The organism is uncultured Thiodictyon sp. (assembly GCF_903828115.1).
Classification (GTDB): Bacteria; Pseudomonadota; Gammaproteobacteria; order Chromatiales; family Chromatiaceae; genus Thiodictyon.
In genome coordinates, this window is sequence record NZ_CAIKKU010000520.1 from 1 (window position 1) to 11,609 (window position 11,609).

10 protein-coding genes are annotated in these 11,609 nt (G+C 68.9%); 5 read left to right on the top strand and 5 right to left on the bottom strand.

The features are described from left to right. Positions 1–147 precede the first annotated feature (147 nt). Both QZY48_RS19080 and QZY48_RS19085 read left to right on the top strand, forming a co-directional pair. On the top strand, positions 148–474 hold the full coding sequence (locus QZY48_RS19080; RefSeq protein WP_295434172.1) for an iron-sulfur cluster assembly accessory protein: 327 nt from the start codon (positions 148–150) through the stop codon (positions 472–474). Positions 475–529: 55 nt separating this feature from the next. Further along, on the top strand, positions 530–949 hold the full coding sequence (locus QZY48_RS19085; protein ID WP_295434156.1) for a SufE family protein: 420 nt from the start codon (positions 530–532) through the stop codon (positions 947–949). A 126-nt stretch (positions 950–1,075) separates the two neighbouring features. On the opposite strand, the gene QZY48_RS19090 is transcribed toward QZY48_RS19085, so the two are convergent. Together QZY48_RS19090 and QZY48_RS19095 are read right to left on the bottom strand one after the other, a co-directional pair. Beyond that, complete coding sequence (locus QZY48_RS19090) at positions 1,076–4,261, bottom strand: CusA/CzcA family heavy metal efflux RND transporter (RefSeq protein ID WP_295434158.1); 3,186 nt, start codon at positions 4,259–4,261, stop codon at positions 1,076–1,078. Then, positions 4,258–5,391 carry a heavy metal-binding domain-containing protein gene (locus QZY48_RS19095; protein ID WP_295434160.1) on the bottom strand — a complete coding sequence of 378 codons (1,134 nt, stop codon included), beginning with the start codon at positions 5,389–5,391 and terminating at the stop codon, positions 4,258–4,260. Before QZY48_RS19095 ends, QZY48_RS19090 begins: the two co-directional genes overlap by 4 nt. Positions 5,392–5,902: 511 nt before the next feature. Here QZY48_RS19095 and QZY48_RS19100 point away from each other — a divergent pair. Continuing rightward, complete coding sequence (locus tag QZY48_RS19100) at positions 5,903–6,304, top strand: type II toxin-antitoxin system MqsA family antitoxin (protein WP_295434162.1); 402 nt, start codon at positions 5,903–5,905, stop codon at positions 6,302–6,304. 118 nt (positions 6,305–6,422) lie between these two features. Here QZY48_RS19100 and QZY48_RS19105 read toward each other — a convergent pair whose 3' ends face one another. Genes QZY48_RS19105 through QZY48_RS19115 form a run of 3 tightly spaced genes read right to left on the bottom strand, consistent with a single transcriptional unit; the run spans position 6,423 to position 9,015 of the window. Then, the gene (locus tag QZY48_RS19105; protein WP_295434163.1) at positions 6,423–7,277 is read right to left on the bottom strand and encodes an ATP-binding cassette domain-containing protein; all 855 of its coding nucleotides are present in this window, start codon (positions 7,275–7,277) and stop codon (positions 6,423–6,425) included. Next, positions 7,246–7,995, bottom strand: coding sequence for an ABC transporter permease (locus QZY48_RS19110; protein ID WP_295434164.1), 750 nt, complete (start codon positions 7,993–7,995; stop codon positions 7,246–7,248). The genes QZY48_RS19105 and QZY48_RS19110 overlap by 32 nt, the downstream gene beginning before the upstream one ends. 9 nt (positions 7,996–8,004) lie before the next feature. Then, positions 8,005–9,015 carry an ABC transporter substrate-binding protein gene (locus tag QZY48_RS19115; RefSeq protein WP_295434166.1) on the bottom strand — a complete coding sequence of 337 codons (1,011 nt, stop codon included), beginning with the start codon at positions 9,013–9,015 and terminating at the stop codon, positions 8,005–8,007. Between the two features lie 582 nt (positions 9,016–9,597). Here QZY48_RS19115 and QZY48_RS19120 point away from each other — a divergent pair. Both QZY48_RS19120 and QZY48_RS19125 read left to right on the top strand, forming a co-directional pair. Continuing rightward, positions 9,598–10,578 (top strand): quinoprotein relay system zinc metallohydrolase 2, encoded by a 981-nt coding sequence (locus tag QZY48_RS19120; protein ID WP_295434168.1) that lies wholly within the window; start codon positions 9,598–9,600, stop codon positions 10,576–10,578. Between the two features lie 79 nt (positions 10,579–10,657). Continuing rightward, positions 10,658–11,521, top strand: coding sequence for a quinoprotein dehydrogenase-associated SoxYZ-like carrier (locus QZY48_RS19125; protein WP_295434170.1), 864 nt, complete (start codon positions 10,658–10,660; stop codon positions 11,519–11,521). The last annotated feature ends 88 nt before the right edge of the window (positions 11,522–11,609 follow it).

Sequence of the window (11,609 nt, forward strand, 5' to 3'; positions counted from 1 at the left end):
GTCGTAATCGTAATCGGAGAAGCGATGCACTTCGGGGTGCGAGAGAATCCGTGGCGCTGCGATAACCTCGATTTCGACAACGACAACGACAACGACAACGACAACGACAACGACAACGAACACGTTAACCGAAGAGAGGTTTTCAAAATGGCAGTGACACTGACGGAGGCGGCGGCCAGCCATGTGGCCGGCATGTTGAACCAACGCGGGTCGGGCCTGGGGCTGCGGGTCGGCACCAAAAAAAGCGGCTGCACCGGCTACACCTATGACGTCGACTATGCGGACGCGGTGGACGCGGGCGACCAGGTCTTCGAGAGCCACGGGGTGAAGGTGGTGGTCGACGGCGCGGCACTGGAGCGGCTCGATGGTCTGGAGATCGACTATGTGCGCTCAAGCCTGCTGCATCAGGGCTTCGAGTTCCGCAATCCCCGGGTGAAGAATACCTGCGGGTGCGGCGAGTCCTTCAACGTCTGAGCCGTTCGCGGCGCCAACGCCGCGGGCGCGCGGCGATCGATTCGGATTGCGCATCATGATGAGTGACGAGATCAAGGCCGTCATCGAAGACTTCGAGCTCTTCGACGACTGGGACCAGCGCTACCAGTATTTGGTCGAGATCGGGGAGCGCCTGCCGGCCATGCCGACGGCCGAGAAGACCGAGGACAATCGGGTCAAGGAGTGCATGAGCCTCGTGCATCTCGCGCCCCACCCCGACGCTGCCTCACCCCCGCGGCTGCACTTCACCGGGGACTGCGACACGGCCATCATCAAGGGCGTGGTAGCCCTGCTGGTGCAACTGTACTCCGGCAAGACGGCCGCGCAGATCGAGGCGACCGACGCCGAGGCCCTGTTCGAGGGGCTGCACCTGGAAGAGCACCTGAGCCCCAACCGCCACGTCGGCGTCTATGCCATCGTCGAGAAACTGCGCCGCCAGGCACAAGCCTTCGCCTGAGCGCCGCAAGGCCCGGCGCAGCAACCTAAAGAAGACCGGTGTGCGCAGCGGGCCAACCGCCGCCACCCGCCCTGGCGTTTCTCGAACGACCCAGCCCGCGGCGCCATCGCATACGACGGCGGCCAATCAATCGCGCAAGCCGTGGGACTTCCATAAGAGATAGGCCGCCGGAATCATGACGAGCGTCAGCACGGCCACGCTCAGCATACCGCCGACCATCGGGGCGGCGATGCGCTGCATCGCCTCGGACCCCGCCCCGGTTCCCACCAGGATGGGCAGCAGCGCCGCAATGATGGCAAGCTTGGTCATGGTCACCGGACGCAGGCGCAGCAGGGCCCCTTCCACCACCGCGGCCCGCACCTCCGCCCGGGTCAGACCCGTTACCGGTTCAACGCTGTCGGGGCGCGGCCCCTGCGCCCGCCGCACCAGGGCGCGCTCCAGATACAGCATCATCACCACCCCGATCTCGACCGCCACCCCGCCGAGCGCGATGAAACCGATGGCCGCCGCCACCGACAGGCGGTAATCCAGCAGGTACATCAGCCAGAACCCGCCCACCAACCCGAGCGGGAGGGTCGCGAGGATGATGAAGGTGCCCATCAGGGTGCGGAAATTGAGATACAGGAGGACCAGGATGATCGCGAGCGTCATGGGCACGACCAGCCACAGGCGCTCCTTGGCTCGCTCCCAATGCTCATAGGCCCCCGACCAGACGAGCGAATAGCCGGGCGGCAGCGGCACCTGGTCCGCCACCGCCGCACGGGCCGCGGCCACATAGGAACCGATATCCTGCCCCTTCACGTTCACATAGACCCAGCCGCTGAGCCGGGCATTCTCGGTGCGGATCATATTGGGCCCGTCCACCACCGCCACCCGCGCCACCTCGCCCAGGGCCACCTGGGCGCCGCCGGCGTCCGCCACGATCGGCAGTTCCCCCAGCCGTGCGACCGAATCCCGGCTCTCGGCGCTATAGCGCAGACTGACCGGATAGCGCTCCCGACCCTCCACGATCTCCGTGAGGTTCATGCCGCCGACCGCGGCGGCCAGGATCTCCTGGAGGTCCGCGACCGTGAGCCCGACCTTGCCCAGCGCCTGCCGGTCCGGGGTGATCTCGACATAGCGCCCGATCGCCACCCGTTCGGCAAAGACCGAGGCGGTACCCGGCAGGCGGCCCAGGACCGCTTCGATCTGTTCCCCGAGCGACTGGATCTGCGCGAGATCCCGCCCCGCGATCTTGATCCCCACCGGGGTCTTGATCCCGGTGGAGAGCATCTGCAGGCGGGCGTTGATGGGCATGATCCAGGCGTTGGTCAGCCCCGGGAACTGTACGGTCCGCTCCAATTCCGCCTTGATATCATCCACGGTCACACCGGGGCGCCACTGGTCGCGGGGCTTGAGTTGGATGGTGGTCTCGATCATCTCCATCGGCGCCGGGTCGGTCGCGGTCTCGGCCCGGCCCACCTTACCGAAGACCCGCGCCACCTCGGGTACCGACAGGATCAGCCGGTCGGTCTGCTGCAGCAGTTGCCGCGCCTTGTCGGGGGCGATGCCGGGATAGGTGGTCGGCATATACAGCAGATCGCCCTCATCCAAATCCGGCATGAATTCGGTACCGAGATTGAACAGCGGCCACAGCCCCGACAGGGTCAACCCAAGACCAAGCCAGAGGACCAGCACCGGGCGGCGCAGGGTCCAACCGAGCAGCGGGCGATAGCCGGCGCTGAGCGCGCGGTTGACCAGATTGTCCTGCTCGCGGCGTACCCGCCCGCGCACGAAGAGCCCGAGCAGCACCGGCACCAGGGTAATGGAGAGGATGGCGGCGGCGGCCATGGCATAGGTCTTGGTGTAGGCGAGCGGGGCGAACAGCCGCCCCTCCTCGCCCTGCAGGGCCAGCACCGGCAGAAAGCTCAGGGTGATGATGAGGAGCGAGAGAAAGAGCGTCGGTCCGACCTCGGTGGCGGCCTGCTGCACCACCGTCCAGCGGTTGGCCGCGGTCAGGGGTTCGCGCTCCAGGTGCTTGTGCAGGTTCTCGATCATCACGATGGCCGCATCCACCATGGCGCCGATGGCGATGGCGATACCGCCCAGGGACATGATGTTGGCACTGATCCCCTGCCAGCCCATGACGATGAAGGCGGCGAGGATGGCGATGGGCAGGCTGACGACCACCACCAGGGCCGAACGCCCATGCCACAGAAACAGCAGGCAGACCAGGGCGACGATGGCGAACTCCTCCATAAGCCGGTCGCTGAGCGTCGCGATGGCACGCTGGATGAGGCTTGAGCGGTCATAGACCACCCGCAGTTCCACCCCCGGCGGCAGTCCTTCCTTCAATTCGGCAAGCCGCGCCTTGACGGCCGCGATGGTCGTGAGCGCGTTGCCGCCCGGGCGCATGAGCACGATGCCGCCGACCACCTCGCCCAGACCGTCCAGGTCCGCGATCCCCTCACGCATCTGGGGGCCCAACCGCACCTCGGCGACATCGCCCAGGCGCAGGACGGAGCCTGTCGTGCCCTGATTCGCGGCGGTGGTCTCAGCCCCCATGCCGGCCCGCGCTGCCCCCGGGGAGACCGGGACCTGCCGCAGGTCCTCGATTCCGGCCAGATTGCCGGCGACCCGGATCATGTAGCGCGCCTCGGCCTGTTCCAGGGTGCCCACCCCCAGGTCGCCGTTAGCGCTCTTGATACTCTGCATCAGGGCGGTCAGCGGCAGGTTGTAGCCCCGCAGGGTCTGCGGGTCGACGACCACCTGATACTGCTTGACCATGCCGCCGACGGTTGCAACCTCAGCGACCCCGGGCACCGACTGGAGTTCGTACTTCAGGAACCAGTCCTGGAGGCTGCGCAGTTGGGCCAGGTCATGACCGCCGGTGCGGTCGATCAAGGCATATTGGAAAATCCAGCCGACCGCCGTGGCGTCCGGGCCGAGCGCGGGTTTGGCCCCGGGTGGCAGGCGGCTGGCCGCCTGGTTCAGCAGTTCCAGCACCCGGGAACGCGCCCAATAGGGATCGGTCCCGTCGCCGAAGACGACATAGACATAGGAGTCGCCATACATGGAGTAGCCGCGCACCGCGACCGCCCCCGGCACGCCGCGCAGGGCGGTGACGAGCGGATAGGTCACCTGGTCCTCCACCACCTGGGGCGCCTGACCCGGAAAGGTCGTCTTGACGATGACCTGGACATCGGACAGGTCGGGGATGGCATCCAGCGGGATCTGGCGCACCGCATAGGCGCCGCCGACGACCAGCAGGGCCGTCGCCACCAGGACCAGGACGCGGTTGTCGAGCGACCAGCGAATGATCCGCGCTATCACTTCCCGACCCCCGCGGCCGGGGCCTGCGCGGCCTGGCCGCTGCTCAGGCGTCTGAGTCCGGCCTGCAGGTCGGCCTCCGAATCGAGCAGGAACTGCGCGGACACCACCACCACCTCGCCTTCCCGCAGACCGGAGCGGATCAGGATCTCGTCCTCGCCGAAGTCCTCGGCGGTCACGGCGCGGGGTTGGAAGCGGCCGCCGCCCAGCGCGACGATCACCCGCGCCCCCTTCCCGGTCAGGATCACGGCCTCGCGCGGGACCAGCAGCACATCGGTCAGCGGCTCCACGGCCACCGTGACGATGGCGGCCATCCCGCCGGGAACGGGGACACCCTCATTGTCGGCCATGACACGAAACTGAAGCGTGTGCGTGGTCTGGCTGATTTGCGTCTCCAGACTACCCACCTTCCCCGTCCACTCCCGCGTCCCCAGGCCCGGGAAGCGGATACGCGCCGTTTGCCCCTCGTGGATCAGGGGCGCCTCGCGCTCGAAGACCTGCCCCAGCACCATCATGACCGAGGTAAAGGACCCGGTGTCGGCGGCGCCGGGCTCCGGGCTCTGCGGCAGGGGCCTGACCCCGCCCCGCGGCATCGCGCGCTGGAACACGCCGGGGGCCTCGATATGGCGGCTCAGGGCGCCGCGGCGCACCGGGGCCGTGCGCACCCCCAGTTGATTCACCACCGCATCGGTGACCGTCACGACCGCCGACTCTTCCGCGCCCTCATGGACTGGCTGCCGTTGCGCCGACGGTGCAGGCGCCGACGCACCATCGGCCGCCTTGGCGACCAGGTCCATCCCGCAGATCGGGCACTTGCCGGGCTTGGCACTGGTGACCTGCGGATGCATCGGACAGACATAGGCCGGTTCCATCGGCACCCGGGCGGGCGCGTGCATGTGTGCCATTTCGGTTCCCGGCGCCATTGCCGGCTCGGATGGCGCGTGCATGTGCGCCATTTCCGTTCCCGGCGCCATTGCCGGCTCGGATGCGGACGCCGGTTTATCCACGGCAGCGTGACCAGGCATCCCCGATGCCTCGGTCCCCGCCCCGGTGCCCCCCGCCGACTTGGCGACCAGGTCCATACCGCAGATCGGGCACTTGCCGGGCTTGGCACTGGTGACCTGCGGATGCATGGGGCAGACGTAAAGGATGTCACCCGCCTGGTCAGCAGGCCCAGGCCCGGCCGGAGGTCGACCCGCCGCCTGGTCATCTGGGCTGCCGGCAGGGGACGCCGACATCGGCATGGGCACCGGGTCATCGGCGCAAACCTGACCCCCGCCGGAGAGGATCGGTCCGCCCAGCGCGACAACGACCAAGAGAAGCGGGACGAGCGGCGCGGTGAGAAGCCGCCGGTACGGTCTTGACACTTTCATGTTGCAACAACCAGAGCAAATGACGAGGCGCCGACCAACCTGAACCGCCGGCCGGCAAAGTGGGTGATTTCCGGAATTTACCAGACCAGCGTACGCATCGGTAGGGTGGATAAACGCAGCGCATCCACCATCGACGCTTGGTGGATGCGGCGCGATCAAGCGCTGTGCCCGGTCTGCAAGGTCCTCGCGCGCGCCTTATCCACCCTACATGCCTCCCCGTCCTTTGGTACAGGGTTTTCCGGAAACTGCCTAATCACAAGGAGTTATGAACATGAAATGTCCCGTTTGCGGCGCGGCTGAACTGATTCATGACGTTCGCGACATCCCCTACACCTACAAGGGCGAAACGGCCATCATTGCAGCGGTAACGGGCGAATTCTGCCCGGCCTGCGCTGAATCCGTCCTGGATGGGGCCGAGTCTGATCGCGTGATGCGTGAGATGCGAACCTTTTCAAAGCAGGTCAACGCGGCCATCGTTGACCCTGGCTTCATCACCAGGGTGCGCAAGAGGCTCGCACTCGACCAGCGTGAGGCGGGCGAACTGTTTGGTGGTGGTGTCAATGCCTTCTCGCGGTATGAAAACGGCAGGACCAAGCCGCCTTTGGCCTTGGTGAAGCTGCTGAAGGTCCTGGACCGGCACCCCGAGTTGTTGAACGAGGTCCGGTCGGCGTAGGGTCCGCTGCGCGGACCGCAGACGCGCCGTTCGCTGATAGGCCGGGATTAAGACCAGGGGCCACGAGCCGCAGCGCCGCGCCGTCAGAGGTTGAGGACGCAGGAATCCCCGTGCGACCTCAGACCGGCCGGGCATCGGTACCGTCCGTAACCGGTTGTTCAGGCCCGTCCGCGGCATCCTGATACAGCGCCCGGAACAGTGCCTTCAGTTCGGCATAACGCGCGTCCACCAGAGCCTCCCGCCGCCGCCGGTCGCGCGCGATGCCGACCTCGACCGTGCCGATGACCCGGGCGGGCGAGGCCGACAGGAACAGCAGCCGGTCGGCCAGCAGGGTGGCCTCGTACAGGTCGTGGGTGACGAAGATGACGGTGGGGCGCTGTCGCTCGCACAGATCCAGGAGCAGGCCGCGCAGTTGCCCGGCGGTGGGGGCGTCGAGCGAGACGAAGGGCTCGTCCATCAGGAGCAGGCGCGGCTGCACGGCGAAGGCGCGGGCCAGGGCGGCGCGGCGCTGCATCCCGACCGAGAGGCGGTTCGCGGGGAAGTGCGCGACCGCCGCGAGCCCCATGGTGGTCAGTAGGGCGTCGACGGCGGCGGCGCGGGCGGCGGGGTCGTCCAGCACCAGGTCGATGTTGCCCCGCAGGCTGAGCCAGGGCAGCAGGCGCGGGTTCTGGAAGCAGTAGCCCAGCCGCGGGCGGCGGCCGTCGGGCGTGCCGGGCCAGCGGATGAAGCCGGTGAAGGTCTGATCCAGCCCGGCGATCAGGTGCAGCAGGGTGCTCTTGCCGCAGCCGGATGGCCCCACCAGGGCGACGAACTCCGCGGGGCCCACGGTGAAGGCGACCCGGTCCAGGATAAGCCGCTCGCGGCCGGTGGCGGGGTCCGGATAGACCTTGCGCGCGACCCGGACGTCCGCGAGCGGCGGGCGCGGGCCGCCGGGGGCGCCCTCAGCGTCGCCAGCGGTTGGCAGCGCGTTCAAGTGGTTGCAGCAGTCCATACTCGATCGCCAGCATGACCAGGATGAAGGCCAGGCTGTAGGCCAGGATCCCGGTGACGTTGAAGAGTTGAAAGAAGAGGTGCAGCTCGAATCCGATCCCGTCGTTGCGCCCCAGCAGTTCCGCCACCAGCACCAGCTTCCAGATCAAGGACAGCCCGGAGCGCGCGGCCAGCGCGACATAGGGCAGCAACTGGGGCAGGGTGACGTAGCGCAGCCGCTTGTACCACCCGAGACGAAAGCTCTGGGCCAGTTCCTGATAGTCCGGCTCCAGGGTGCGCGCCCCTTCGCGCAGGGTGAGCACGACCTGGGGGACCTTGTTGACGGCGATGGCCAGCACCGCGGTGGACTCGGCGAGCCCGAACCAGACATAGGCGAGGATGATCACGACCAGGGCCGGCAGGTTCAGGAACAGCATCAGCCAGGGGTCGAGCAGCAGGTCGAGGGTGCGCCGCCGGCCCATGAGGATACCGATGGCGCTGCCCGCCAGCATGGCGATCACAAAGGCCAGGGCGACCCGGCGCAGCGTCGCCCCCAGGTCGTGCAGCAGGGGACCGTGCAGGGCGTCGTGTACCGCGAGATCCAGCACCGCGAGCGGCGTCGGCAAGAGGCTGCTCGGCCACCACCAGGCGGCGACCTGCCACAGCAGCACCAGCGACAGGGCGGAGCCGAGCCGCAGCAGGCGCGGTGCCGCGCGCCTCACGCGGCGGGCTCAGTCCTGCACTCCGTCCCAGAAGGTCCCGGCCGGCAACTGCGCGGCCTCGCCGACCAGGTCGGCGCCGCCCAGCGCGCGCAGGAGCACATAGAGCCGCTGCGCATCGGCGCGCTCCGCCGCCCCCCAGCGGGTGGGGATGCCGGCCCGGTAGCCGTCGCGCAGGGCGATGAAGGTCGCCTCGTCGGGGGCCGCCATCAGGGGGCGCAGGGCCTCCCATTCGGCATCGGAGTCGCGCAGCAGGGTCCGCGCCTGGTCGGCGGCGCTCAGGAACCGCCGCAGTGCCTCCCGGTGGCCGGCCGCCCAGGTCTCGTCGAAGCAGTAGCCGATCATCGGCAGGTCGGTCGTCATCCCCAGCGCCCGGAGCGCCTCCCGGACGCCCAGCGCCTGGGGGAAGCCGGCCGCGGTGAGGCGCGCGGCATAGTGCCAGTAGGTGACGACGGCATCCACGCGCCCCTGTTTCAATTGCTCGCCGACGAGCGGCGGGGCGCCGTAGACCGGTTCCACCGTGGCCGCGAGATCACCCCCCTCCTTGGCCGAGAGTGCGCGCAGGATCAGCCAGTTCTTGTCCGTGGGACCGCCGGCGATGCCCAGCCGCTTGCCCTTGAGGTCGGCCAGGGTCTTGATGCCGGACCCCTGGGCGGCGACCAGCGCGCCGGTGGCGGTGGAGTAGGGGACGAAGCTGAAGGGCCGCCCCGCGGTGCGCTGGCGCGCGACCCAGATCCAGTCCTCGATCGCCAGGTCGGCGTCGCCCGCCTGGAGCGCCACCGTGGTCGCCTGGGGGCCGGCGTATTCCTTCACCTCGAGCGCCAGGTCCTGTGCCTGGTCCAGGCGGTGGCGGCGGATCACGTCCAACTCCCAGTTGGCCGTGCCGTATTTGAGTACGGCCAAGCGGACCTGATCCGCGGCGGCGGCGGGGAGGACGGCGGCCAGCAGGGTCAGGGCGCAGAGGCCGGCGGCGAGGAGGCGGCGCGCGCGGCTTGTCGTGGCTTGGTCGAGATCGGGCGGCATAGATACTCCAGCAGTTGGTCAAACTCAGGTACGGGCGGTCAAGCTGAAAGGTCCCCCGCGGGAGCGGCTTTACCGTGAAAGTGCGTAGTCAGGCCATCCTGGCCTGACGGCGTTGGGGCTGGAACAGTCAGGGCTGGAAGCCCTGACTACGCCGCCCCGCACGCTGGCCATCGAGCTAGCGGTCGAGAGGACTTACATGTTCCGGGGTGGCGCGGGTGCCATGACCGTTAGCCGCGACGAGGCCACGGCCACGTGCGAGGTCGTGTCGCGGCTAACGGCCATGAAGGCTTGTCCGACGCCACGAAGCATGAAAGGTCCTTGTGGGAGCGGCCTCCGGCCGCGCTGCGGCGCCGCGCCGGACTCCGACGCCGCGCTCCTCACGCGGCCCGTCGCGGCTGAAGCCGCTCCCACGGCGTCGCTGCGCGACTCTCGCGGTAAAGCCGCTCCCACGAAGGTTTCGGTCCTGGTCCGAGGGTTGCAGCGCTTCGGTACGCGGACCGGTCCAGGCCCGCTGTCCGAGCCATTTGAGCAAGATGCAGGCCACAAGACCTGGCCCAGTCGCTGAACCGGGAGCTATGAACCTTGAGCCGATCTGTGCGTCACGCCCCGGCCCCGGTCAGGGCCAACCCGGCGGCCGGACCGCGGCCCCGGCGCGTCCTGTGCCTCTGCCTCTGGGTCCTGCTGCTCGGCACCGCCCCGGCCTGGGCCGCGGACCTGGCCGTCAGCGAGGTCGCCCCCGGGGTCTATCTGCACCAGGGTGCCCAGGAGGAGACGGCGCCCGGCAACGCCGGGCATATCGCCAACCTCGGCTTCATCGTCGGGGACGCCCGGGTCGCGGTCATCGACACCGGCGGCACCTATGCGCAGGGCCTGGCCCTGCGCGCGGCGGTGCGCCGGGTCACTGACCTGCCCATCGCCTATGTGGTCCTCACCCATGTGCACCCGGACCATGTGCTCGGCGCCGCGGCCTTCGAGCCGGACGGCCCCGAGTTCATCGGCCACGCCAACCTGCCCGACGCACTGGCGCGGCGGGGTGAATTCTATCGGGAGCGCGCCGCGGCGGACCTGGGCGAGGCGGCGGCCGGGACCCGGGTCCTGGTGCCCCAGTCCGTCGTCACCGCGACGCGGGAACTGGACCTGGGCGGGCGCACCCTGGAACTGCGCGCCCACCCCACGGCCCACACCAACAACGATCTCAGCATCCTGGACCGCGCGAGCGGGACCCTCTGGGCCTCGGACCTGCTGTTCGTCGACCGGGTGCCCGCGATCGACGGCAGCCTCCTGGGCTGGCTCGGGGTGCTGGATGACCTGGAGCGCGGCGGTGCCCGGCGCCTGGTGCCCGGCCATGGCCCGGTCCCGGCCGACTGGCACGCGGCCATCGCCGCGCAGCGGCGTTATCTCCAGTCGATCGCCGCCGGGGTGCGGGCGGTGCTGCGCCGTCGCGGGACCCTCGAGGAGGCGGTGGCCGAGGTGGGTCTGGACGAGTCCGGCCGCTGGCTCCTGTTCGACGACTATCACCGCCGCAACGTCACCGCGGCCTTTGTCGAGCTGGAGTGGGAGTGAGCCCACGGGCGGTCTGTCCCCCGGGCCCCGCGGCAGGGATGCCTGGTCCATTGCCTGTTTCAACCCTGAGTGAACCCTTATGACAGTTGTCTCGCAATCGGCGCACCGCCCCTGGTCCTCACTGCGCTTCGGCCTCGGCCTCATCGCACTCCTCGCGTCCCTGCCCTGGGGCGCCGCGCCAGCCCTGGCCGAGGGCGATGACCCCGCGGCCCAGGCGCGCTGGGCCGAACTACGCGCGGCCCTGTTCGGCGACCGCCCAGTGGCCGACGGCGCTGGCCTGATCGGACTTGAGACGCCCTACCGCGCTGAGGATGCCGCGGTGGTGCCGGTGGCCGTCAAGTCGCTCATGGACCCGGCCGCCGGGCACTTCATCAAAGACCTGTACCTGATCATCGACATGAATCCGGTACCCCTGGCGGCCACGTTCCACTTTCCGGGCCCCGCGGCCTGGGACCGGCTCGCCACCCGGGTCCGCGTCAACGCCTACACCAATGTGCGGGCGGTGGCGCAGACCGATGACGGCCGACTCTTCACGGTCGCCAACTTCGTCAAGGCGGCCGGCGGCTGCTCAGCCCCGTCCCTGAAGGACCCGGCCGCCGCGGCGGCGCAACTGGGGCGGATGAAGCTGGTGCTCCCGGAGCAGCTCAAGCCCGGCGAGCCCCTGACCGCCCAACTCATGATCAAGCACCCCAACAGTTCGGGGCTCCAGTTCGATCAGATCGCGCGTCACTTCATCCCGGCGGACTATATCCAGCGCATCGATCTCGCCTACCAGGGGCAACCCCTGTTCAGTGTCGACTCCAATATCTCGATCAGCGAGGACCCGAGCATCCGCTTCGGACTCGTTCCCGCCGCCGCCGGTGACCTGCGGGTCCAGGTGAAGGACAGCGCCGGGCGCCGCTTCGAGCAGACCTTTCCGATTGCAGTGACGGGGGGCGGTTAGCCGCGGCCTCGATCACCATTGCGCTCCGCACCCTGGAGTCCAAGGCTTCAGCCTTGGACGTCCTCCGTCTTACCTGATGCTGCGCCGA

Coding starts and splice junctions, on each gene's coding strand:
- QZY48_RS19080 (WP_295434172.1), top strand. CDS start 148: ATGGCAGTGACACTGACGGAGGCGGCGGCCAGCCATGTGGCCGGCATG.
- QZY48_RS19085 (WP_295434156.1), top strand. CDS start 530: ATGATGAGTGACGAGATCAAGGCCGTCATCGAAGACTTCGAGCTCTTC.
- QZY48_RS19095 (WP_295434160.1), bottom strand. CDS start 5,391: ATGCATCCGCAGGTCACCAGTGCCAAGCCCGGCAAGTGCCCGATCTGC.
- QZY48_RS19100 (WP_295434162.1), top strand. CDS start 5,903: ATGAAATGTCCCGTTTGCGGCGCGGCTGAACTGATTCATGACGTTCGC.
- QZY48_RS19115 (WP_295434166.1), bottom strand. CDS start 9,015: ATGCCGCCCGATCTCGACCAAGCCACGACAAGCCGCGCGCGCCGCCTC.
- QZY48_RS19125 (WP_295434170.1), top strand. CDS start 10,658: ATGACAGTTGTCTCGCAATCGGCGCACCGCCCCTGGTCCTCACTGCGC.